Annotated in this window: 24 protein-coding genes; 9 read left to right on the plus strand and 15 right to left on the minus strand. The window is 59.0% G+C overall.

The window, feature by feature from the left end; all coding sequences use genetic code 11:
- Position 1: 1 nt before the first annotated feature.
- The 3 genes from NKJ21_RS05130 to NKJ21_RS05140 all read right to left on the minus strand — a co-directional run bounded on the left by NKJ21_RS05130 (position 2) and on the right by NKJ21_RS05140 (position 2,763).
- Positions 2-1,123, minus strand: coding sequence for a M20 peptidase aminoacylase family protein (locus NKJ21_RS05130; RefSeq protein ID WP_254732749.1), 1,122 nt, complete (start codon positions 1,121-1,123; stop codon positions 2-4).
- A complete protein-coding gene (locus NKJ21_RS05135) occupies positions 1,113-2,120 on the minus strand; it encodes an MsnO8 family LLM class oxidoreductase (protein WP_012541571.1) in 1,008 nt (335 codons plus the stop codon). Before NKJ21_RS05135 ends, NKJ21_RS05130 begins: the two co-directional genes overlap by 11 nt.
- Before the next feature lie 91 nt (positions 2,121-2,211).
- Positions 2,212-2,763, minus strand: coding sequence for a shikimate kinase (locus NKJ21_RS05140; protein ID WP_022065415.1), 552 nt, complete (start codon positions 2,761-2,763; stop codon positions 2,212-2,214).
- Between the two features lie 95 nt (positions 2,764-2,858).
- Between NKJ21_RS05140 and NKJ21_RS05145 the strand changes: the two genes are divergently transcribed.
- A complete protein-coding gene (locus NKJ21_RS05145) occupies positions 2,859-3,554 on the plus strand; it encodes a class I SAM-dependent methyltransferase (protein ID WP_012968081.1) in 696 nt (231 codons plus the stop codon).
- 23 nt (positions 3,555-3,577) lie between these two features.
- On the opposite strand, the gene dapF is transcribed toward NKJ21_RS05145, so the two are convergent.
- Positions 3,578-4,444, minus strand: coding sequence for a diaminopimelate epimerase (gene dapF, locus NKJ21_RS05150; RefSeq protein ID WP_023340238.1), 867 nt, complete (start codon positions 4,442-4,444; stop codon positions 3,578-3,580).
- Between the two features lie 194 nt (positions 4,445-4,638).
- Here dapF and NKJ21_RS05155 point away from each other — a divergent pair, with 194 nt between their 5' ends.
- Both NKJ21_RS05155 and ansP read left to right on the plus strand, forming a co-directional pair.
- Positions 4,639-5,526: a LysR family transcriptional regulator gene (locus NKJ21_RS05155; protein WP_008804700.1), complete on the plus strand. Its 888-nt coding sequence runs from the start codon at positions 4,639-4,641 to the stop codon at positions 5,524-5,526.
- A 189-nt stretch (positions 5,527-5,715) separates the two neighbouring features.
- Positions 5,716-7,170 carry an L-asparagine permease gene (gene ansP, locus NKJ21_RS05160; RefSeq protein WP_008804699.1) on the plus strand — a complete coding sequence of 485 codons (1,455 nt, stop codon included), beginning with the start codon at positions 5,716-5,718 and terminating at the stop codon, positions 7,168-7,170.
- 50 nt (positions 7,171-7,220) lie between these two features.
- Here the strand turns inward: ansP and NKJ21_RS05165 are convergent, their stop codons facing one another.
- Together NKJ21_RS05165 and NKJ21_RS05170 are read right to left on the minus strand one after the other, a co-directional pair.
- Complete coding sequence (locus NKJ21_RS05165; protein WP_002906779.1) at positions 7,221-7,442, minus strand: YgdI/YgdR family lipoprotein; 222 nt, start codon at positions 7,440-7,442, stop codon at positions 7,221-7,223.
- 156 nt (positions 7,443-7,598) lie between these two features.
- Entirely contained in the window at positions 7,599-8,660 is a 1,062-nt protein-coding gene (locus NKJ21_RS05170; protein ID WP_008804698.1) for a YncE family protein, read from the minus strand.
- A gap of 259 nt (positions 8,661-8,919) precedes the next feature.
- On the opposite strand from NKJ21_RS05170, the gene pqqU reads away from it, so the two are divergent.
- On the plus strand, positions 8,920-11,025 hold the full coding sequence (gene pqqU, locus NKJ21_RS05175) for a TonB-dependent receptor PqqU (protein WP_008804697.1): 2,106 nt from the start codon (positions 8,920-8,922) through the stop codon (positions 11,023-11,025).
- A 72-nt stretch (positions 11,026-11,097) separates the two neighbouring features.
- Here the strand turns inward: pqqU and NKJ21_RS05180 are convergent, their stop codons facing one another.
- Entirely contained in the window at positions 11,098-11,397 is a 300-nt protein-coding gene (locus tag NKJ21_RS05180) for a DUF406 domain-containing protein (RefSeq protein ID WP_016161172.1), read from the minus strand.
- An 89-nt stretch (positions 11,398-11,486) separates the two neighbouring features.
- Complete coding sequence (locus NKJ21_RS05185; protein ID WP_046620343.1) at positions 11,487-11,717, minus strand: hypothetical protein; 231 nt, start codon at positions 11,715-11,717, stop codon at positions 11,487-11,489.
- Here NKJ21_RS05185 and rihA point away from each other — a divergent pair.
- Positions 11,679-12,614, plus strand: a complete 936-nt coding sequence (gene rihA, locus NKJ21_RS05190) for a pyrimidine-specific ribonucleoside hydrolase RihA (RefSeq protein ID WP_032730503.1) — start codon at positions 11,679-11,681, stop codon at positions 12,612-12,614. The two genes, NKJ21_RS05185 and rihA, sit on opposite strands and share 39 nt — an antisense overlap.
- Positions 12,615-12,676: 62 nt before the next feature.
- On the opposite strand, the gene NKJ21_RS05195 is transcribed toward rihA, so the two are convergent.
- Both NKJ21_RS05195 and NKJ21_RS05200 read right to left on the minus strand, forming a co-directional pair.
- Complete coding sequence (locus NKJ21_RS05195; protein ID WP_044612806.1) at positions 12,677-13,714, minus strand: NADP-dependent oxidoreductase; 1,038 nt, start codon at positions 13,712-13,714, stop codon at positions 12,677-12,679.
- A 65-nt stretch (positions 13,715-13,779) separates the two neighbouring features.
- Positions 13,780-14,361 carry an XRE family transcriptional regulator gene (locus NKJ21_RS05200; protein ID WP_008804693.1) on the minus strand — a complete coding sequence of 194 codons (582 nt, stop codon included), beginning with the start codon at positions 14,359-14,361 and terminating at the stop codon, positions 13,780-13,782.
- Between the two features lie 162 nt (positions 14,362-14,523).
- Here NKJ21_RS05200 and NKJ21_RS05205 point away from each other — a divergent pair, with 162 nt between their 5' ends.
- Together NKJ21_RS05205 and NKJ21_RS05210 are read left to right on the plus strand one after the other, a co-directional pair.
- Positions 14,524-15,042 (plus strand): GNAT family N-acetyltransferase, encoded by a 519-nt coding sequence (locus tag NKJ21_RS05205; RefSeq protein WP_012541564.1) that lies wholly within the window; start codon positions 14,524-14,526, stop codon positions 15,040-15,042.
- Positions 15,039-15,488: a DMT family transporter gene (locus NKJ21_RS05210; protein WP_008804691.1), complete on the plus strand. Its 450-nt coding sequence runs from the start codon at positions 15,039-15,041 to the stop codon at positions 15,486-15,488. The genes NKJ21_RS05205 and NKJ21_RS05210 overlap by 4 nt, the downstream gene beginning before the upstream one ends.
- 8 nt (positions 15,489-15,496) lie before the next feature.
- Here the strand turns inward: NKJ21_RS05210 and NKJ21_RS05215 are convergent, their stop codons facing one another.
- Both NKJ21_RS05215 and NKJ21_RS05220 read right to left on the minus strand, forming a co-directional pair.
- On the minus strand, positions 15,497-15,730 hold the full coding sequence (locus tag NKJ21_RS05215; RefSeq protein WP_008804690.1) for a YdcY family protein: 234 nt from the start codon (positions 15,728-15,730) through the stop codon (positions 15,497-15,499).
- Between the two features lie 16 nt (positions 15,731-15,746).
- On the minus strand, positions 15,747-17,345 hold the full coding sequence (locus tag NKJ21_RS05220; protein WP_012541563.1) for an ABC transporter substrate-binding protein: 1,599 nt from the start codon (positions 17,343-17,345) through the stop codon (positions 15,747-15,749).
- A 269-nt stretch (positions 17,346-17,614) separates the two neighbouring features.
- Between NKJ21_RS05220 and NKJ21_RS05230 the strand changes: the two genes are divergently transcribed.
- Positions 17,615-19,048 carry an aldehyde dehydrogenase gene (locus NKJ21_RS05230; protein ID WP_117108397.1) on the plus strand — a complete coding sequence of 478 codons (1,434 nt, stop codon included), beginning with the start codon at positions 17,615-17,617 and terminating at the stop codon, positions 19,046-19,048.
- Positions 19,049-19,060: 12 nt separating this feature from the next.
- On the opposite strand, the gene NKJ21_RS05235 is transcribed toward NKJ21_RS05230, so the two are convergent.
- Entirely contained in the window at positions 19,061-19,810 is a 750-nt protein-coding gene (locus tag NKJ21_RS05235; protein WP_117108398.1) for an alpha/beta fold hydrolase, read from the minus strand.
- A gap of 88 nt (positions 19,811-19,898) precedes the next feature.
- Positions 19,899-20,072, minus strand: coding sequence for a GhoT/OrtT family toxin (locus NKJ21_RS05240; RefSeq protein WP_008804686.1), 174 nt, complete (start codon positions 20,070-20,072; stop codon positions 19,899-19,901).
- 195 nt (positions 20,073-20,267) lie between these two features.
- Here NKJ21_RS05240 and yncL point away from each other — a divergent pair, with 195 nt between their 5' ends.
- Positions 20,268-20,360, plus strand: a complete 93-nt coding sequence (gene yncL / locus NKJ21_RS05245; protein WP_012968073.1) for a stress response membrane protein YncL — start codon at positions 20,268-20,270, stop codon at positions 20,358-20,360.
- A gap of 52 nt (positions 20,361-20,412) precedes the next feature.
- On the opposite strand, the gene NKJ21_RS05250 is transcribed toward yncL, so the two are convergent.
- Positions 20,413-20,664, minus strand: coding sequence for a hypothetical protein (locus tag NKJ21_RS05250; RefSeq protein ID WP_016161176.1), 252 nt, complete (start codon positions 20,662-20,664; stop codon positions 20,413-20,415).
- Between the last annotated feature and the right edge of the window lie 248 nt (positions 20,665-20,912).

The raw sequence follows: 20,912 nt of genomic DNA on the forward strand, positions 1-20,912 counted from the left end.
ATTAAATATGTTGTAATGCCTGTTCCGCCAGCTGGGCGAAATAGTGCGCTGCGGGCGCAATAAGCCGTTCGTCCGGATTAAATGCCGGATGGTGCAGACCATATTCGCTGGCGCTGCCGATGCTGACGAACGCCCCGGGAATATGCTGAAGATAGACCGCAAAATCTTCGCCACCGAGATGCAGATCGGCGTGATGGGTGCGGTACCCGGCCTGGGCCGCCACGTCGCTGGCGAAGTCGGCCCAGCGGGCGTCATTGACCAGCGCCGTCGGGCCGGCATACCAGAAGACGTCAATCTGTGCGCCAAAGGCGCTGGCGAAACCGGCCGCGATCTCGCTGACCCGGGCCTTGACCCGCTGCTGCACTTCACTGCTGTGAGTGCGCAGCGTCCCTTCCAGCTCGACGCTCTCCGGCAGCACGTTCCAGGTATTGCCTCCCTGGATCCGCGTCACGCTGAGCACCACCGAGTCGAGGGTGTTCACTTCCCGACTGGCCACGCTCTGCAGCACCGTCACCAGTTGGCTGGCCAGCAGGATCGCATCCTTTCCTTCATGTGGGCGGGCGGCATGCGCCCCCTTCCCGGCCACTTTGAAGACGAAGCGGTCGACGTTGGCGTAGAACGCGCCGCCGCGGGTGGCAAATTCGCCCACCGGCAGGCCGGGCTCATTGTGCATGCCAAAGATCGCCGACACGTCCTCCAGCGCCCCGGCGCGGATCAGGGTTTTCGCGCCGCCAAAATTTTCCTCCGCCGGCTGAAACAGGATCCGCACCCGCCCCGGGAGTTCCGCTTCCCGCTCCTTCAGCAGCAGCGCCGCCCCCAGCATCACGCTGGTGTGAATATCATGGCCGCAGGCATGCATCACCCCTTCATTTTGCGAGCGGTAAGGCAGACCGGTCGCCTCCTCGATGGGCAACGCGTCGATGTCCGCCCGCAGGGCAATCACCTTGTCGCCGCTGCCGACTTCGGCGACCAGCCCGGTTTTCAGATCGAAGGGCAGCAGAGTCAGCCCGCCGCTCTGCAGCCAGTCGCGGATCCGCGCGGTGGTGGCTACCTCCTGCAGGGAGAGCTCCGGGTTCTGGTGCAGCTTGCGCCGCCAGCTAATCAGTTGTTGTTCAAAGGACATTCAGCACCTCCTTGCCGTAGTGAGCCTGCGCCAGCAGGCGCAGGGAGTGCAGGCGCGCTGGCCCGTCGCTAATGGGGGTATCAATGATTAATTCATCCAGCTGATCTTCCGCCTGCAGCGCGTCAAGCCGGGCTTTAACCTGTTCGGGAGTACCGGAGATCAGTGAAGATTCGCGGCGGTGGATGCGTGTCGGCCGGCTGCCAGCCTGGCGGGCAAAGGCGACGGCCTGAGCCTCACTGCCGACGGTCACCCGCTGGCCGTTCTCCAGCTCGACGCCCCACACCTCGACCTGCTGCGCCAGCGCGGCGGCGGTGGCCGGATCGTCAGCCACCACCACCTGCACGGCGACGATCGCCTCACGCGGGCTGAGCTCGCGCCAGCGGTTGATCACCGTGCGGCGTAGCGCGCTGTCGCCATTGAGATGGGCCGCAAACACGAAGTTCCAGTCAAGACGGGCGGCCAGTTCCGCACTCTCCAGGCTGGCGCCGAGCAGAAATCCGTCGGCCCGGCGCGGCGGGATCGGCGTGGCGCGCAGGCTCTCCTCTCCCCCTGGCTCAGTCAGTGACAGCCAGTTATCCAGCTGCGCCAGCTGATCGGCAAAGGTCCCTTTCTCCTCCTGATGCAGGCCCTGCTGCAGGGCGCGGGTGGAGAGCGGCAGGCCGCCAGGCGCCTTGCCCACCCCGAGATCGATGCGACCCGGCGCGAGGGCAGCCAGCAGGTTAAAGTTTTCCGCGACTTTATAGGGGCTGTAGTGCTGGAGCATGACGCCGCCGGACCCAAGACGAATGCGCCGGGTGTGGCCCAGCAGCCAGGCGATAACCAGCTCCGGCGAGGGGCTCGCCAGCTGATCGGTATTGTGGTGTTCGGCGACCCAGAAGCGGTGATAACCCCAGGCTTCGGCGTGTTGCGCCAGCGTTAATGTACGCGCCAGCGCCTGCGCGGCGGTTTCCCCGGCGGCAAGCGGACTTTTATCCAGGATACTGATTCGATAAGACATTTCGCAGGCTCATATGAAAGTACGTGCCTGCATTATTAAAATCTCAGCTAACTATTGAGAAACAATTAATTCACATGTGTACTGCTGAAAATTAGATATGCCCGCCTGGCCGCTGCGCTTCCAGCTCGCGGAGCAGCGCCTCAGCCTGCCGCGGACTGCGCACCCGGACGAAGCGAATATGACGATATTGCGGATCCTGCATGTCGGCCAGATAGCGTCGGCGATTCTGCCGCCAGGTTTTCAGCGTCCAGAGGATAATGGATTCCCGGCTGCAGAACGAACGGCGAAAGCTCTCGCGGTTGCCCGTGCCCGGCCACAGCTCCTGATGCCGCCACGCCCGGCTCGTCGCCCGCCACACCGCCTGGCGCAGCGTGCGCCAGAGGCTATAGTCGACCCAGATCACCAGATCCACCTCGCGCCATTTGACGCTGCGGCTGCGATTGTAATTGCCATCCAGCACCCAGCCCGGCGAGGCCGTAGCGGCGGCAATAGCGGCGAAAAACGCCTCATCCGGTGTGCCCTGCCAGTTCGGCCGCCAGTACAGGCGATCGAGCTCGATCCAGGGTAGTCCCAGCCTGTGCGCCAGGCGCCGGGCCAGAGTGGATTTGCCTGAGCCGCTGGTGCCGACCACGTTGATGTTCATCTCTGTTTCTCCCTGGTAGCCAAACGAATACTTATTTCAATGTTAAATGGCGTATATAGTAGTGATGTTTATCAATGATAAAAGGTGTTTTCAGGATGAACCCCTATGAAGCACGCTACAGACAACTGTTAGCCAACGGAGCCAGCGCCTGGGCGGGTGATGGTTTTGCCCGGGCAAAGATACAACAGGAAAAAACATTTCATTGGCTGGATGCCCATGGCTATTTACCCGCTCCCGGCGCGCCGGTACTTGAACTGGGATGTGGCAATGGTGCCATGGCAGCCCAGTATCTGGCGGAAAGAGGCTATGCCGTATCGGGTGTTGATGTGTCCGAAACGGCGATCCGCTGGGCAGAAGACCGCTTTCAGCAAGCAGGTCTGGACGCCACATTTTTCGTCGGCAACGTCTGTCATCTTTCTCAATGTGAGGATGCCCAGTTTGCCTTAATCATTGATGGCAGCTGTTTACATTGTCTGCTGGAAGATGAGCGTCGCCGTTTTTTCGCCGAGGCGAGAAGATTGCTGAAACCCGCAGGCCGGCTGGTGATCGGCTCGATGTGCGGGCTTCCTCGTTATGCTGAAGACCTCGCCACTTACGATCCTGTCAAGCATCATCTCCTGAAAGAGGGGCAGCCCTGGCGTACGCTTAAACCCCTCCCGGCTTTACTGAATGAGATACAACAGGCGCAATTTACCGTCCTTGCCACCGATGTTAAGCACAATGCCTGGTGGGACCATGCCACCATCGTTTGTTCGGCAAACGGGCCGTCGGCTGATCCTCAGAAGAGTTAATTTCAGGCTGACCGCGCCACCTGTTATGCAGCGCCAGTGAAGATGGCGCTGCCGCCAACAAAGCAGTCTTTATCCAGCGTCAGGCTGGCGATTTTATGCACCGGGCCACGCATACGGACCTGAAAATCCGCGTCGAAGGTGATGTGCAGCTGACCACCAGGCATGTTGACATCCACCCGATCGTCCACCATCCCTAACCGGCGCATCGCGCTGGCAGCCGCGCAACTGCTGCTCCCGGAGGCCATCGTGAACCCCGCGCCCCGCTCCCAGATACCAATCTTTAGCGTATGGCGATCGATAACTTCCACGAACTGGACATTGGTGCGTTTGGGGAACAAGGAATGGTTTTCGATTTGCGGCCCTAAACGATGAACCTGCGCCAGGTCGAGCTTATCGACGAGGACAACGCAGTGGGGATTGCCCATGGAGACCAGCACGACGGACAGGGTTTCATCCGCCAGCGGCAAAGGATAATTCACCGCCTCAGGCAAATTCACTAAGGCGGGCAGCGCCGCCGGATTGAAATTCGCCCGCCCCATGTCGACGCTAATCTGATGAACATCGCCATGCACAGTGCAATAAACGTCACCGCCCGCCGTATGTACCAGAAAGGGCTCATGGCCGACGCGACCGATATCAAAAAGATAACGCGCATAGATCCGTAGCCCGTTACCGCTTTTCTCCGCTTCGGAGCCGTCCGGATTGATAATACGCAGTGTGGGATTGATCTGATCGCCGCTGTCGATCAGCAGACCATCCGATCCCACGCCATAGTGGCGATGGCACAGCATTTGAATATGCTCGTTGCTCAACTGTTCGGCAACGTCGCGATGGCATACCAGGTAATCATTACCCAGCCCGTGATATTTATGAAAGTGTAAGGGTGTCATTGTGTGGGTTCGCCTGGCGCTGCAGTTTTTTGGACATCTTACATTACATTCACCGTCTTGATGAATTAAACCCTGCGTTGTTAACCGTGGTGGTCATTCTGCTCCACTGCGTCCGGCTATCAGACTGGCGCCTCCCCTCCGTCGGGCTTACACTCTGCGTACCTGTGAGCGGTATTCATCAATCCGGAAAGATTATGCTAAAAGAGAACGTAAACGATCTGCTCTCCTTTATGGTGGTAGCGCGTGAGCGCAGCTTTACCCGCGCAGCGGCCCAGCTCGGCGTGTCACAGTCGGCGCTCAGCCATGCCATGCGCCATCTCGAAGCGCGTCTCGATGTGCGGCTGCTGACCCGCACCACCCGCAGCGTGGTACCGACCGAGGCGGGTGAGCGACTCATTCAGCGCCTCGGTCCGCATCTGGAGGAGATGGAGCGGGCGCTGACCGCGCTGCGCGATACGCGCGAACGCCCGGCGGGCAACCTGCGCATCACCGCCGGGGAGCATGCCACCAGCACCGTACTCTGGCCGGCGCTAAAGCCATTTATGCTGCAATATCCGGATATTAACATCGAAATCACTGTTGATAATGGCCTCACGGATATCGTGGATGGCCGGTTTGACGCCGGGGTGCGACTCGGCGAACAGGTGGCGAAAGAGATGATTGCCGTGCGCATTGCCCCGGATATGCGGATGGCGGTAGTAGGTTCGCCAGCCTATCTGCAGCAGGCCGGTACGCCGCAGACGCCCTGGGATCTTGCGCAGCATCGCTGCATCAATCTGCGCCTGCCGACACGAGGTGGACTTTACGCCTGGGAGTTTGCCCGCGACGGCCGGGATATCCAGGTGCGGGTGGAGGGGCAAGTGATCCTCAACAGCCTGCCGCAGCGCATCGATGCGGCGGAGGCGGGCCTCGGTCTGGCCTACGTTCCGGATGACTGCGTGGCGGAGGCCTTAGCCAGTGGCCGGCTGGTGCAAGTGCTGGCGGACTGGACCCCCACCTTCCCCGGCTACCATCTCTACTACCCCAGTCGACGCCAGCATACCAGCGCTTTCACTCTGTTGCTGGAAACTCTGCGACGCTGATCTCATTGATAAATCTGTCAAATGCTATCGGTAAATGTTTTAGGTGCGTAACTATTACGTTACGTGTAGGATTCAGCGCCATGTCTGAGCTTATCTCCTACGTCAGAATGATGAGAAAGCCAGCATAATGTGCCAGCCGTCATCCACTCCGGCTGCAAACATGGGCATTGACAGGAAACTGATACATCAATGAATACGAAACACGACACTGCAGCGGAGCACCATGCTGCGAAACGCCACTGGCTCAACTCACATGAAGCGGGTTATCACAAAGCGATGGGCAACCGTCAGGTACAGATGATCGCCATCGGCGGCGCTATCGGTACCGGTTTGTTCCTCGGCGCCGGGGCACGTTTACAAATGGCAGGGCCAGCGCTCGCCCTGGTCTATCTGGTCTGCGGCATCTTCTCCTTCTTTATTCTTCGCGCCCTCGGCGAACTGGTTCTCCACCGACCCTCGAGCGGCAGCTTCGTCTCCTATGCCAGGGAATTCCTCGGTGAAAAGGCCGCTTACGTGGCCGGCTGGATGTACTTCGTTAACTGGGCCATGACCGGGATCGTCGATATCACCGCCGTGGCGCTGTATATGCACTACTGGGGCGCGTTTGGCGATGTGCCACAGTGGGTCTTCGCCCTCGGCGCGCTTGCGATCGTCGGTACCATGAACATGATCGGCGTAAAATGGTTCGCCGAGATGGAGTTCTGGTTCGCGCTGGTCAAAGTGCTGGCGATCGTTGCGTTCCTCGTGGTCGGCACCATTTTCCTCGGCTCCGGTAAGCCGCTGGACGGCAATGCCACCGGCTTCCATCTGATCACCGATAACGGTGGCTTCTTCCCTCACGGCCTTCTGCCGGCGCTGGTGCTGGTGCAGGGTGTGGTCTTTGCCTTCGCCTCCATTGAACTGGTGGGCACCGCGGCCGGTGAGTGTAAAGATCCGGAGTCGATGGTACCGAAGGCCATCAACAGCGTGATCTGGCGTATCGGCCTGTTCTACGTCGGTTCGGTGGTGCTGCTGGTGCTGCTCCTGCCGTGGACCGCCTACCAGGCAGGACAGAGCCCGTTCGTCACCTTCTTCTCCAAACTGGGCGTACCGTATATCGGCAGCGTAATGAACATCGTGGTGTTAACCGCCGCCCTCTCCAGCCTCAACTCCGGCCTCTACAGCACCGGACGTATCCTGCGTTCCATGTCGATGGGGGGCTCCGCGCCGAAGTTTATGTCGAAGATGAGCCGTCACCACGTCCCTTACGCCGGGATCCTGGCGACGCTGGCGGTGTATGTGGTGGGGGTGTTCCTCAACTATCTGGTGCCGTCGCAGGTGTTTGAGATCGTGCTGAACGTCGCGTCGCTGGGGATCATTGCTTCCTGGGGCTTTATCGTGGTGTGTCAGATGCGTCTGCGCAAAGCGATCAAGGAAGGAAAAGCGGCGAAGGTGAGCTTCAGAATGCCGGGGGCGCCATTCACCTCCTGGCTGACGCTGCTGTTCCTGTTCAGTGTGCTGGTGCTGATGGCCTTCGATTATCCGAACGGCACTTACACCATTGGCTCAATTCCATTACTGGCGGTGCTGCTGGTAGCTGGCTGGTTTGGCGTGCGTAAACGCGTGCATGCGATCCACAGTACGGCGCCGACGCTCAGGAAGTAACTGGCAGGACTCCCGGTTTGCCCGCGACGGACAAACCGGGAGGTCAGGATTTAGTTATCCTCAACCAGCTGCGACACGTCGCTACTGTTAATTTCCCGCTTATTACCCGACTCATCGATATAGCTGGTCATCCCCGTTTCTTTATCCAGCTGCGGCTTGCCGTGGGTGACGATCGTCTGACCGCTTTTGGTGGTCATAACGTAGTTGGACGAACAGCCTGCCAGCAGCGCCAGCATCGCACCGGCGCAAATCACCATAAATGGCTTTTTCATTTTATCTCCACTGATTACCACTGCCCGCGCAAGGCGGGAAAGCGTTAAGTGTATAACCATCTGGTTTATCAGGCCAATACGGGTTTGTAACAGAGGGTGAGGTGCCGGGCGGCATGCGGGGCGCGACATTGACCGAACGTCGTCGCCCCGGGCATTTTACAGCGCGATGCGGATCACGTCGTCCGGCGCGGTGGCCTCTTTCTCACGGCTGGAAGCCTGTTTCACGCTGACGTACAGCGTTTTGCCGTCATCAGAGAGCGCCAGGCTGTTGGGGTGAGTCGGCGTTTTAAAGGTCTTCACGATCTTGTAGCGCTTACCGTCGATAACGCTGACTTCGCCGGCCTTACGGTGCGTCACATAGGCTTCATTACGCGTCGGGTTAAACAGCACCGCCAGCGATTCCGGCGCGGCGATTTTCTCCAGCACCTTACCATCGCGGGTATCGACCACCAGCACTTCCGGCTGCTTGCTGTCGGTAATAAAGGCGCGGTGACCGGCGGTATCAAGGCTCAGGTTTAAGTAGAAGTGTGCTTTGCCATCGTCCTGCAATTTCTTGCGCGAAACAATGGTGTTGCTCTCGCTGTCGATGGTCAGCAGTTCGCCGTCGGCATTGGTGGTATAGAGGCGTTTCGCCTGCGGATCGATCGCCAGACCCGTCGCCATTGCCCCGGTGCCGGTAATAGTGGTTTTCAGCTTCAGGGTCGCGCCATCTACCACCCAAATCACGCTCTCTTTGCCCAGACCAGTAATGTAGACCGTGTTGGTCTGCTCATTGACCGCCAGCTCGCGCGGTTGCAGTGGGCGTACGGTTTCACTGCGCTGACGCTCGTCCAGCACCAGACGCCCTTTCACGGCGCCGGTTTTGGCGTCAATGGCGGTGACGGTGCTGTCAACGGTATTGCCAAACCACAGCGTGCCGGTGGCATGGTTGATAGCAGCGCCGAACGGCTTCAGATCGTTGTGAATAATCTGCGTCACGTCCAGGGTGGTGGGGTCAAGACGATAAACAATACCGCCCTTGTCCAGTGAGCGACTCTGCGACGTGGCGACCCATAACGCGTTCTCCTGCTGGCTGTAGGCCATTTCGTAGGCCCCTTTTCCGACGGCCTTACGCAGCATCTCATCCGCAGCGTGGGCGCTAAAGCTACCTGCCAGCAGCAGAGAGGTGAATAACAGTGAATGGCGCAGACGCGGCGCGGCAAAATGACGTAGTGACATGACGACTCCCTTTGATAAACCAGTATGTGCTGACCCGACATCGCTTCCGGCGGTAAAGTCCTGGCTTTACCCTTATTTTTGAATGCGAATAGTAATCATTATTTATCTCAAAGTGGAGCGCTAATTGTTGTTGTTCGGTAAATTCATCAGCAAGAAGCACTATCCGTTAACCAACGGCGGTTAATAATTTTCAAATGTTTTACAAACGGGGTAACATATCTACATATGTTCCATTTGGTTCGTCTCCCGAGTACTATCGATGAAAATCCTGTCCGTGCGTCACGCCGCCCTGCCGGCGCTGCTGCTACCGCTGATTGCCGCGGCCCAGACCGCTGATGAACAAACCATGGTGGTGACCGCCGCGCCAACCACTGTTTCTGAACTGGATACCCCCGCCGCCGTCAGCGTGGTCAATGGGGATGAAATGCGCCAGGCCGCCCCGCGCGTCAATCTCTCTGAATCACTGGGCGCCGTACCGGGCCTGCAGGTGCAGAACCGGCAAAACTATGCCCAGGATCTGCAACTGTCGATTCGTGGTTTTGGCTCTCGCTCCACCTATGGCGTGCGCGGGCTACGCATCTATGTCGATGGTATTCCGGCGACCATGCCAGACGGCCAGGGGCAGACCTCGAATATCGATATTGGCAGCGTCGACACCATTGAGGTGCTGCGCGGCCCCTTCTCTGCCCTGTACGGTAACTCGTCCGGCGGGGTGATCAACGTCACCAGCCAGACCGGCACCCAGCCGCCCACCGTGGAAGCCAGCAGCTACTATGGCAGCTTCGGTACCTGGCACTACGGGATGAAGGCCACTGGCGCCGTTGGCGACGGCAGCCATGCAGGCGATGTGGATTACACGGTCTCGACCAACCGCTTCACCACTCATGGCTATCGCGATCACAGCGGCGCACGCAAGAATCTGGCGAACGCCCGACTGGGAGTGCGCATCAACGATGTCAGTAAGCTGACGCTGCTGCTGAACAGCGTCGATATCAAAGCCAATGACGCCGGCGGCTTAACCGCCGACGAATGGCGCGATAACCCGCGCCAGTCGCCGCGCGGCGACCAGTATAATACCCGCAAGAATACCCGGCAGACCCAGGCCGGCCTGCGCTATGAGCGCCAGCTGAGCGCCCAGGACGATCTCAGCGTGATGATGTACGCCGGTGAACGTGAAACCACGCAGTTCCAGTCGATCCCGCGCGCGCCGCAGCTGAAACCGAGCCATGCCGGCGGGGTGATCGACCTCACCCGTCACTACCAGGGAATCGATACCCGCCTGACCCATCGCGGAGAGCTGCTGGTGCCCGTCACCCTGACCGCCGGTCTCGATTACGAGAACATGAGCGAGCGCCGTAAAGGGTATGAAAACTTTGTGATGGTCAACGGCGCGCCGCAGTATGGCGAACAGGGTGCGCTGCGCCGTAACGAACGCAACCTGATGTGGAACGTCGACCCCTACCTGCAGACCCAGTGGCAGTTAACGGACAAACTCTCGCTCGATGCCGGGGTTCGCTACAGCTCAGTATGGTTCGACTCGAATGACTACTACATCACCCCAGGCAATGGCGATGACAGCGGTGATGCCAGCTATCACAAGTGGCTGCCCGCAGGCTCGCTGAAGTATGCTCTGACCGACGCGTGGAACGTCTACCTCTCCGCTGGCCGCGGCTTCGAGACGCCGACCATTAACGAACTGTCATACCGCTCCGATAACCAGAGCGGCCTTAATTTCGGCCTGAAGCCCTCCACCAATGACACAGTGGAGATCGGCAGTAAGACGCGGCTCGGCAATGGGCTGCTCACCGCCGCCCTGTTCCAGACCAATACCGATAATGAGATCGTAGTCGACAGCAGCAGCGGCGGGCGCACCAGCTATAAAAACGCCGGCAAGACCCGTCGTCAGGGGATGGAGCTGGGGCTGGATCAGCAGTTTGGCGAGAGCTGGCGTCTGAAGGCGGCCTGGACCTGGCTGGACGCGACCTATCGCACCAACGTCTGCGACGACGCCAGCTGCAACGGCAACCGCATTCCGGGGATCGCGCGCAATATGGGCTACGCCTCCTTTGGCTATCAGCCGGAGCAGGGCTGGTACGCCGGCAGCGATATTCGCTACATGAGCGACATCATGGCCAATGACGAAAACACGGCTAAAGCGCCTTCCTGGACGGTGGTTGGCCTGACGACCGGCTATAAATGGAGCTACGGCAGGATGGACATGGATCTGTTCGGCCGCGTCGACAACCTGTTCGACCGGGAGTACGTCGGGTCCGTTATCGTTAATGAGTCCAACGGGCGCTACTACGAGCCTGCTCCCGGACGCAACTACGGCATAGGCCTGAACCTCGCCTGGCGCTTCGAATAACACGCCCCTTCCCCGCCGGCGGTGATTGGCGGGGAAGGCTTAACGATGTGGCGTTTTCCCCACGGACGCGGGTTAAAGCAGATTTCGCAGGGATAACTCGAAAATGATCTTTTCCGCCTGGCAGGAGAAAGCGATGGCGAGATCGAGTTTAACCTCGTCGCCAACGGCGGCGATGGTGTAATCGACCTGCGGCGGTTCACTGGCCGGCGCCGCGGCGGCAGCACGTTCGCGCACGGCGGCTACGGTGGATTCCGCTTCTTCGCGGCTCGGGAACATTTTCTCAGCCCGGTAGACGCAGTCCTCGTTATCAATGATGGTACCGACATCAATGGCGCAGCCTTTGGTGCTGCATTTATCTACTACATCTTTCATCGTAATAACCTCTCGAGTTTTCTTAAGGATAAGAATCCGCTCACCGAAAAGCAAACCATTAATATCCGTAAGGATTAGCAATTTTTCTATTATATCGCGCCGCGGCGGGCGCCAGCTTGCGCCATCGCAAGGTGAGGCAATATGACTGCCGACGATCGCCTGACGATACGCGATGCCATCGCAGCAATCGTGGCCTCCATCACACTATTCTGTACACCATCTCGTCTGCCTCGCCTCACAGCGTTAGTCTGGTCACAGAACAACGCCAATAAGGAGCTGCTATGGCACTGCCGATGATGATTGATTGCGATCCGGGACATGATGACGCGATCGCCCTGGTCCTCGCCCTCGCCTCGCCGGAGCTGGAGGTGAAAGCCGTCACCGCTTCCGCGGGCAACCAGACCCCGGAGAAGACCCTGCGCAACGTGCTGCGTATGCTGACGCTGCTGAACCGGCCGGATATCCCGGTGGCCGGCGGCGCGTGGAAGCCGTTGATGCGCGATCTGATCATCGCCGATAACGTGCACGGCGAGAGCGGACTGGATGGCCCAAGCCTGCCGGAACCAACCTTTGCCCCGCAGAACTGCACCGCCGTCGAGCTGATGGCCAGGGTGCTGCGGGAAAGCCAGGAGCCGGTGACTCTGGTGGCCACCGGGCCGCAGACTAACGTGGCGTTGCTGCTCGCCAGCCACCCGGAGCTGCACGCGAAAATCGCCCGCATCGTGATCATGGGGGGCGCAATGGGGCTGGGCAACTGGCAGCCGGCGGCGGAGTTTAATATTTTCGTCGATCCGCAGGCGGCGGAAATGGTCTTTCAGTCCGGGATCCCGGTGGTGATGGCGGGCCTTGACGTCACCCATAAGGCGCAAATCCTTCCCGCCGATATCGAGCGATTCCGCCAGATTGGCAATCCGGTGTCGACCATTGTCGCCGAGCTGCTCGACTTCTTTATGGCCTACCACAAGGATGAAAAGTGGGGCTTCGACGGCGCGCCGCTGCACGATCCCTGCACCATCGCCTGGCTCCTCAAGCCGGAGATCTTCACCACTATCGAACGCTGGGTCGGCGTGGAAACGGAAGGAAAATATACCCAGGGGATGACGGTGGTCGATTACTACCATCTGACCGGCAATCGGCCCAATACTACCCTGATGCTGGATGTCGACCGTGAAGCCTTTGTCGATCTGCTCGCCCAGCGGTTAACCTTTTACGCCTGACACGCCTCCCATGCCCCTTTTCCCTCACGGGAAAAGGGGCAGAGTAAGTTGGATCCGCCGGACTAGTCGTCCGCCGCGACGCGGATCACCACTTTACCGAAGTTCTCACCTTTCAACAGGCCGATCAGCGCCTGCGGCGCCTGCTCCAGACCGTCGATCAGCTGTTCGCGATATTTAATTTTCCCCTCTTGCACCCAGCGCCCCATCTGCTGCTGGAATTCCGCGATCCGATGCCCGTAATCCTGGCCGATAATAAAGCCCTGCATCCGGATGCGCTTCTTGAGGATGGTCGCCATCAGCAGCGGCAGACGATCCGGTCCGTCTGGCAAACCGGTGGCGTTATAGCCGCTTACCAGCCCGCAGACCGGTACCCGCGCTGCGGTATTCAGCAGCGGCAGCACCGCGTCAAAAACCTTGCCGCCGACGTTTTCGTAGTAAACGTCAATGCCCTGCGGGCAGGCCTGGGCCAGCTGTTCGGCAAAATCATCCGCACGATGGTCAAGGCAGACATCAAAGCCTAACGTCTCAACCGCATACCGACACTTCTCCTCGCCGCCAGCGATGCCGACGGTGCGGCAGCCCTTAATTTTGCCGATCTGTCCGACCGTGGCGCCAACCGGCCCGGTCGCCGCAGCGACCACCAGCGTTTCGCCCGCCTTCGGCTGGCCGATGTCCAGCAATCCCATGTAGGCGGTGAAGCCCGGCATCCCCAGAACTCCCAGCGACCAGGACGGGTGTTGCGGGTCGTCACCCAGCTTCACCAGTCCGTTGCCGTCGGAGAGTTCATAATCCTGCCAGCCGCTGTAGCCCAGCACCCAGTCGCCGGGTTGATAATCGGCATGATTTGAGCTGACCACGCGACTCACGGTCCCTCCTACCATCACCGCGCCAATGGCCACCGGTGGCGAATAAGAAGGCGCGTCGCTCATGCGCCCGCGCATATAGGGATCGAGCGATAAAAAAACGGTACGCAGCAGAACCTGCCCCGGCCCCGGCGTCGGCACCTCGCTCTCTTCCAGGCGGAAATTCTCTGCCGTCGGTTCACCATGGGGGCGGGAAGCCAGTACCCAGCGGCGATGGCGTTGCGGTTGATCTGTCATAGCAAACTCCTCTTGTTAGCAGACTGTACTGAGGCTAGCTGCTTTATGCGCAACGTGCTTTACCATTAAGAGCCGGATGGCGATTGATTAAGGCGAACCACCAGATAGACGCAGGTCTCCGCGGATTCATTGATAAAGCGACAATCGTTGGGCGGGCCAAGCTCCAGACAATCCCCCTTCTGCATCTCATGACGGGTAGTCCCTTCGACGAACACCAGCTCGCCCTGCTGCAGCCAGATCAGCTGGCGGGCGAGCGCATAGGAAGAGGCCGGCATGGGCACATCGCTGCCGGGCGGCAGCTCAATCTGCACCAGATCTATCGGCAGATCGCTGCGCGGCGAGACGTGGCGGCGGAGATAGTGGCTTTGCGGGTCGTGCCACACCGGCTGGCTGGCAAAGCGCAGCAGCTTACCCTCCTGCATTTCCGCCCGGGCGATCAGCGTCGACATACTGATGCCGAAGGCGCCGGAAAGACGGCCCAGCATCGAGGCCGTCGGGCTGCTTTCGCCGCGCTCGATTTTATGGATCATCGCCCGCGAGGCGCCAGCCCGTTCGGCGAGGTCGTTCAGCGACCAACCGCGGGACTCACGCTCAATGCGGATGCGCGCACTGATGCGCTGATTGAGGTTGTCTTCTATAGTATTCATAACGTAATACTATAGTGTGCACCCACCCATTACACAACTGCTCGTCGGGCCGCGTGCTTACCGGGTCATCCGTAAAAATTATGCGGAAAACGGATGACAGCGCGATGTTCATTATTGTAATAATATCGTACTACTATAGTGTACAAAAAACTGAGGTTTGCTATGTCCATCCGCCCTGCCATTAAAGACGACTGTGCAGCGATCGCCGAAATCTATAACCACGCCGTCGTGCATACCGCCGCCATCTGGAATGATAAAACCGTGGATACCGACAACCGTATCGCGTGGTTTGAAGCCCGCCAGCTGGCCGGCTTTCCGGTGCTGGTGAACGAGGAAAACGGCGTCATCACCGGCTATTCCTCGTTTGGCGACTGGCGCGCGTTTGACGGTTTCCGCCACACCGTGGAGCATTCGGTGTACGTTCACCCCGATCATCAGGGGAAAGGGCTGGGTCGCAAACTGCTGGTTGCGCTGATCGCCGAAGCGCGTCGGCTGAATAAACATGTGATGGTCGCCGGTATTGAATCGCAGAACCACGCTTCGCTGCATCTGCATGAAACGCTGGGCTTTATCACCACCGGGCAGATGCCGCAGGTAGGAACCAAATTTGGTCGCTGGCTGGATCTCACCTTTATGCAGCTGCAGCTGGATGAGCGTCAGGACCCGGACGGCAAGGCATGAATGCATCGCTCACCCTCGCCTGTCTGGTCGCCGCCGGCGTTGGTCTCGTGGTGCAGAATACCCTGATGGTGCGCATCACCCAGTCGGCGTCGACGATCCTTATCGCCATGCTGCTCAATTCGCTGGTGGGGATCGTTATTTTCGTGACGATGTTACTGCTGCGCCAGGGCGTCGCCGGCTTTCAGGAGCTGGCCCTGAGCGTGAAGTGGTGGACGCTGATCCCCGGCCTGCTGGGGTCCTTTTTCGTCTTCGCCAGCATCAGCGGCTATCAGACCGTGGGCGCGGCCACCACCATTGCGGTACTGGTCGCCAGCCAGCTGGTTGGCGGGTTGATCATGGATTTAGTTCGCGCCCACGGCGTGCCGGTGCGGGCGCTGATCGGGCCGGTATGCGGCGCGGTGATGCTGGTGGTGGGCGCCTGGCTGGTGGCCAGGCGCCAGTTCTGAGCGCATCTTCAGAGGATCGCGCCGCCTTTCGTCAGCTGCTCGCGGCGTGCGTCCTGCTCTTCCTGATGCTGTCGCCCATGGTGGGCGATGGCAGTGCGCAGGCGCTGCTGCTGGGTATAGCGTTCCTCACGACTGAGTTGTGGATCATCGCTCAGGGCGATCAGCAGCTCATTCATATGAGTGATAACGCCCTCGGCAAGGGTGTCATCGACTTTGACGATAACCTCATCCAGATGTGCCATCCGGTTCTCCTTTCGCTTAATTCAGCTTCGCTTTGGAAAAATCGCTCCCCATCATGCTCACGCGGTAGCCGCTGACGTTGCTACGGGTGGCATAGAAGGTCTTGCCGGTCGCCAGGGTGATCCACGGCGCCTGCTGGTAGAAGATCTCTTGCGCCTGTTCATAGAGTTTGGCACGCGCCTGCGGATCGCTCACCAGCAGCGCTTTCTTCACCAGCGCGTCATAGGACTTATCGCACCAGCGAGCGGCGTTGGAGCCGGTCTGGATATTATCACAGCTGAGCAGCGTGCCGGCAAAGTTGTCCGGGTCGCCGTTGTCCGACATCCAGCCATACAGGGCGCTGTCGTGCTCCCCTTTGCGCATACCGGCAAGGTATTCGCCCCATTCGTAGCTGACAATCTTCGCTTTGACGCCCACTTTAGCCCAGTCGTTTTGGATCATTTCGGCGATCCGCTTCGAGTTCGGGTTGTACGGACGCTGGACCGGCATCGACCACAGGGTTACTTCCGCTCCTTGCTCCAGACCCGCCTGCTTGAGCAGCGCTTTGGCTTTCTGCGGATCGTAATCATAGTCCGGGAGATCTTTCTTATACCCGAGCATCGTCGACGGGATCGGTGATTTCGCCACGCTGCCGGAATCAAGGAATACCGCCTTGACGATCGCCTGCTTGTCGGTGGCATAGTTTAATGCCTGGCGCACCAGCACATTATCAAACGGTTTTTTCTCCGTGTTGAACGCCAGATAGCCGACGTTCAGCGCCTCAACCGCATGCAGCGCCAGATCTTTATTGCCCTTAATCACCGGGAACTGAACCGGCGAAGGCGCAGGAATAATCTGGCACTCGTTGGTCTGCAGTTTCGCCAGACGGGTCTCGACGTTCGGCGTAATGGAGAAGATCAGGTGCTTAGTCGGCACCTCGCCTTCCCAGTAGTGGGGATTGGCGATATAGCGGATTTGGGAATCCACTTTATACTGCTGCAGGGCATACGGCCCGGTACCGACAGGCCAGTTATCAACATTCTCCGGCGTCCCTTTCTTCAGCATCGCCTCGCCATACTCCGCCGACAGAATAGAGGCGAAGTCCATGCCCCAGTCGGCAAGAAACGCCGCGTTCGGCTCGTTAAGCACGAACTGGACGTGATAGTCATCGACCTTTTTCACCGACTTAATCAACTTATCGAGGCCCACGTCGTGGAAGTACTCATAGTTCCCCTGCGACACCTTGTGATAGGGATGCTGAGGATCCATCTGGCGCAGCACGGAAAACAGGACGTCGTCGGCGTTAAAATCGCGGGTTGGTTTGAAGAATTTGTTGCTGTTGAACTTCACCCCCTGACGCAGAGTAAAGGTCCAGGTTTTGCCATCCTCAGAGACGTGCCACTCGGTGGCCAGCGACGGGATCGGCGTGTTCTTCACCGGGTCAAAGGTGACCAGGCGGTTATACAGCACCTGCGAGCTGGCGACGAACGACGGGCCGGAGCTGGCGATTTGCGGATTAAAGGACTCCGGAGAGGCTTCTGAGCAGTAGACCAGTGTGTCATTGCCTGCGGCCCAGGCGGTGCCGGCCGGCAGCAGTGCGCTCAGCAGCAGCGCCAGCGTGGTTTTCCCTGTAGACATGGTTATAAGTCCTGATTATTGATTATAAGAACCGTAATATCAGCACAGGCGCCCGCCCCCGGCAAATAATCAATGGCTATCACCTTATGCAAATCACGCTGAAATCGCTGGTTTAATCGGCGTAGCGCTGTTTTTTACGCCAGCAAGTGTCGGGATGTTGTGAGCCACACATAATTCCTGCAAAAAAATGTGCGATAACCGCCCTGCTCACGCTCACCATCAGTAGTGCCCGGTACACTGGGGGAACCGCAGAACAAGAGGTTTCCACCATGACAATCACCTGCAATCTGTACATTGACGGCCAGTGGCACGATGCCGAAGGCCGCCGCACCTTTACCCGACGCCACCCGGCCCACGACGACGTCGCCTCGGTGGCTGCGGCCGCCAGTCTCGCCGACAGCAAACGCTGCGTCGAAGCCGCGGCCAAAGCCTTCCCGCTGTGGCGTGATACCTCTCCGGCGGAACGACGCCGTTTACTGCTCGACGCGGCGGAACATATGCTGTTGCGGGAGGCTAAATTTATCGCCGCCATGGCGGCGGAGACCGGCGCGACTGCGCACTGGGCCGGCTTTAACGTTCATCTGGCGGCCGATATCCTGCGTGAAGCGGCGGCGCTGACCACCCAAATTGAAGGGCAAATTATTCCTTCCAACGTGCCGGGCAACCTGGCGATGGGCGTCCGCCAGGGGGCGGGGGTGGTACTGGGCATGGCGCCGTGGAACGCACCGCTGATTCTGGCTACCCGGGCGCTGGCAACGCCGCTGGCCTGCGGCAACGCAGTGATCCTCAAGGGCGCGGAGCTGTCGCCGGCCACTCAGGGACTGATTATCGACGCCCTTGACGCGGCGGGCTTCCCACCGGGGGTGGTGAACTATCTTACCTGTGCGCCTGAAGATGCGCCGGCGCTGGTGGAATCGCTGATCGCCCACCCGGCGGTGCGGCGCGTTAACTTTACCGGATCCACGCCGGTGGGGCGGATTATCGCCCGCACCTGCGGGCAATATCTTAAACCGGCGGTGCTGGAGCTCGGCGGTAAAGCGCCGCTGCTGGTGCTGGACGATGCTGATATCGAGCAAGCGGCGGCGGGCGCGGTTTTTGGCGCCTTCGCGAATGCCGGCCAGATCTGCATGTCCACCGAGCGCATTATTGTCGACAACGCCGTAGCGGAGGTGTTTATCCCGCTGCTGGCCAGGCGCGCCGCCGCCCTGCCCGCCAGCCTGACGGGGCCGGTGGTTGATATGAACACCATCACCCGCTGCAACGCCTTAATCGACGATGCGTTAGCCAAAGGCGCTCGCCTGCTAACCGGTGGTAAAGCCAGCGATACCCACATGGCGCCGACCTTGCTGGACGGCGTGACCCGCGAGATGCGGCTGTGGAACGAAGAGTCCTTCGGCCCGGTAAAAGCGATTATTCGGGTTAAGAATGAAGAAGAGGCGCTGACGGTGGCCAACGACAGTGAATACGGTCTTTCCGCTGCGGTCTACAGCCGCGACAGCGCCAGAGCGTGGAACGTGGCGCAACGTCTGCAAACGGGCATTTGCCATATCAATGGCCCAACGGTGCATGATGAAGCGCAAATGCCGTTTGGCGGCTGCAAATCCTCGGGCTATGGCCGCTTTGGGGGGCGGGCCGGCATCGCGGAATTCACCGAGCTGCGCTGGATAACACTCCAGACCCAGCCCCGCGAACTCCCTTTCTGAACCGGTATTCTTTTAACCCTGGCTGGCGATGATCTGCGCCAGCCCTTGCGGATTCTCCCACGCCATCGAGTGTCCCCCGCGGGGCACAATCCCGACCGGGATCCCTTGCGCCTCAGCCAGGTCAATATCGGCATAAGGCAGGGAGAGCTCACCGACGATGAGCCTTTTTTGACAGTGCAGCTGGCAGAGCTGACTAAACCAGGGGGTATCGCTGCCACGCATCAGGCTGCTGGCGGCCCGCCAGACGGCCCAGGGCGCGCTGTTTTGCAAACAGCCAGCCCATGGCGAGCGCTCCTCAGCCAGCATTCTGGCATAGCCTTCGGCAATAAAGGCCGCCTCTGTCTGCGCCGCAATGCGCCTGCTGTACTCACCGCCGCCGGCAAACAGATTGGGTTCAGAGACCAGCAGCGTGGTCACGCGCTCGCCCAACAGCCCCGCCGCTTCGATGGCGATGCTTCCTCCCATGCTATGACCGAACAGCGCGAAGCGCTGCAGACGCAGGTGGTTAAGTAGCTGCTCCACGACCCGCGCTTGAATATGTATGTTGTAACTAAAGTCGTGCGGTTTATCGCTGTAGCCGAAGCCTGGCAGATCGATGAGTATTTTACGCCGTCCGTTCAGCGCAGGATCGCTGGCGACGCGGGGATAATCGTAGGATGACGCACAGCCGAGACCGTGGATAAACACCACCGGGAGGCCATCTCCCGGAAGATCGAGCCAACGCAGCGTGGCGCCTGCGACGGAAGAAAAGAAACCGTTCACCTGTATGCCTCCATGATAAGGTTACTGGTTTTTTATACAGTAACCTTACCCTTTCCGCCACCCTTTTCTGCCGTCCGGCATCTGAGGGTTAAAACAGCGAGACGAGCAGCGCCATCGGAAAGCTGAACGGCCAGGTGGCGCCGATCAACAGGGCCGCCAGCAGGCGGATCACCCGGCTCTCTTTGGTCAAAAACCAGCTAATCACGGCGCATATCACGCCCATAATGGCGTAAAACACCAGCATTTTTTGATATAACGTCATTCTTACTCTTCCTTCCCTGAGGGGCGTTCCATGGTGGGATGATTATCTGCCATGACGTCGTGATTCAGAGATACCTGTATAACAAATTCTGAAACGGGCTGAATATTGAGAATAAAGCCTGATTCGTCTTAATCCGATAGCGCAACCGCAGGTGCCGTACTATACCTTTATGGACTTACTCATTAAGGTGGCGTTATGGATGTCTCCAGCAAAACCGTCATTCTGATTAATGTCTGCGCCGCGTGCGTACTTATCAGCCTGCTGTCCGTGAGATTTGGCTGGTTTTAATGATTTTACTCAGCAACGAAACCTAAAAAAGCAGCCCCCAGGGGCTGCTTTTTTACGCGCGAACACGGGCAATATTATAAAGGTTATAAGCGACAGGTGCTGCCTGGCCTGCCGCAATAACCTTATTAAGCTCCGGGTTATAGTGCGGCAGAAAATTCATCTGTTCGCTATCCCATTCGGCGGCAGCGCAGACGGCCTGCCCCACTCCCGCGCTCTCACAGCCCTGAATGCGTTTTGCCGGGGCGTTACCATAGCTCAGCGTCACAGCGCCGATAGCCAGCAGAATAAAAGCCAAAATTTTCACAACGACATCAACGTTAAAACCTAATATGCGCTAAATGATCGCATGAGCAGCGACGGAAAGTCAAACCCGGGAGCACCCGCAACCCGCCTGCAGCCCGCATTTTGGCCGGACTCACGGAATATTTAATATTCAGAACAAATATCATGCAATAACAGCAAATATTAAATCCTTATTTATAGTCGTGAAATAATTTCGGTTCAGGGCAATTCCATCGGTCTGATAAAGATAATATGTCTCCGTTCTCAGGG

The organism is Klebsiella sp. SWET4, assembly GCF_024296565.1.
Lineage (GTDB): Bacteria > Pseudomonadota > Gammaproteobacteria > Enterobacterales > Enterobacteriaceae > Klebsiella > Klebsiella variicola.

Coding starts and splice junctions, on each gene's coding strand:
- NKJ21_RS05130 (WP_254732749.1), bottom strand. CDS start 1,123: ATGTCCTTTGAACAACAACTGATTAGCTGGCGGCGCAAGCTGCACCAG.
- NKJ21_RS05135 (WP_012541571.1), bottom strand. CDS start 2,120: ATGTCTTATCGAATCAGTATCCTGGATAAAAGTCCGCTTGCCGCCGGG.
- NKJ21_RS05140 (WP_022065415.1), bottom strand. CDS start 2,763: ATGAACATCAACGTGGTCGGCACCAGCGGCTCAGGCAAATCCACTCTG.
- NKJ21_RS05145 (WP_012968081.1), top strand. CDS start 2,859: ATGAACCCCTATGAAGCACGCTACAGACAACTGTTAGCCAACGGAGCC.
- dapF (WP_023340238.1), bottom strand. CDS start 4,444: ATGACACCCTTACACTTTCATAAATATCACGGGCTGGGTAATGATTAC.
- NKJ21_RS05155 (WP_008804700.1), top strand. CDS start 4,639: ATGCTAAAAGAGAACGTAAACGATCTGCTCTCCTTTATGGTGGTAGCG.
- ansP (WP_008804699.1), top strand. CDS start 5,716: ATGAATACGAAACACGACACTGCAGCGGAGCACCATGCTGCGAAACGC.
- NKJ21_RS05165 (WP_002906779.1), bottom strand. CDS start 7,442: ATGAAAAAGCCATTTATGGTGATTTGCGCCGGTGCGATGCTGGCGCTG.
- NKJ21_RS05170 (WP_008804698.1), bottom strand. CDS start 8,660: ATGTCACTACGTCATTTTGCCGCGCCGCGTCTGCGCCATTCACTGTTA.
- pqqU (WP_008804697.1), top strand. CDS start 8,920: ATGAAAATCCTGTCCGTGCGTCACGCCGCCCTGCCGGCGCTGCTGCTA.
- NKJ21_RS05180 (WP_016161172.1), bottom strand. CDS start 11,397: ATGAAAGATGTAGTAGATAAATGCAGCACCAAAGGCTGCGCCATTGAT.
- rihA (WP_032730503.1), top strand. CDS start 11,679: ATGGCACTGCCGATGATGATTGATTGCGATCCGGGACATGATGACGCG.
- NKJ21_RS05185 (WP_046620343.1), bottom strand. CDS start 11,717: ATGTCCCGGATCGCAATCAATCATCATCGGCAGTGCCATAGCAGCTCC.
- NKJ21_RS05195 (WP_044612806.1), bottom strand. CDS start 13,714: ATGACAGATCAACCGCAACGCCATCGCCGCTGGGTACTGGCTTCCCGC.
- NKJ21_RS05200 (WP_008804693.1), bottom strand. CDS start 14,361: ATGAATACTATAGAAGACAACCTCAATCAGCGCATCAGTGCGCGCATC.
- NKJ21_RS05205 (WP_012541564.1), top strand. CDS start 14,524: ATGTCCATCCGCCCTGCCATTAAAGACGACTGTGCAGCGATCGCCGAA.
- NKJ21_RS05210 (WP_008804691.1), top strand. CDS start 15,039: ATGAATGCATCGCTCACCCTCGCCTGTCTGGTCGCCGCCGGCGTTGGT.
- NKJ21_RS05215 (WP_008804690.1), bottom strand. CDS start 15,730: ATGGCACATCTGGATGAGGTTATCGTCAAAGTCGATGACACCCTTGCC.
- NKJ21_RS05220 (WP_012541563.1), bottom strand. CDS start 17,345: ATGTCTACAGGGAAAACCACGCTGGCGCTGCTGCTGAGCGCACTGCTG.
- NKJ21_RS05230 (WP_117108397.1), top strand. CDS start 17,615: ATGACAATCACCTGCAATCTGTACATTGACGGCCAGTGGCACGATGCC.
- NKJ21_RS05240 (WP_008804686.1), bottom strand. CDS start 20,072: ATGACGTTATATCAAAAAATGCTGGTGTTTTACGCCATTATGGGCGTG.
- yncL (WP_012968073.1), top strand. CDS start 20,268: ATGGATGTCTCCAGCAAAACCGTCATTCTGATTAATGTCTGCGCCGCG.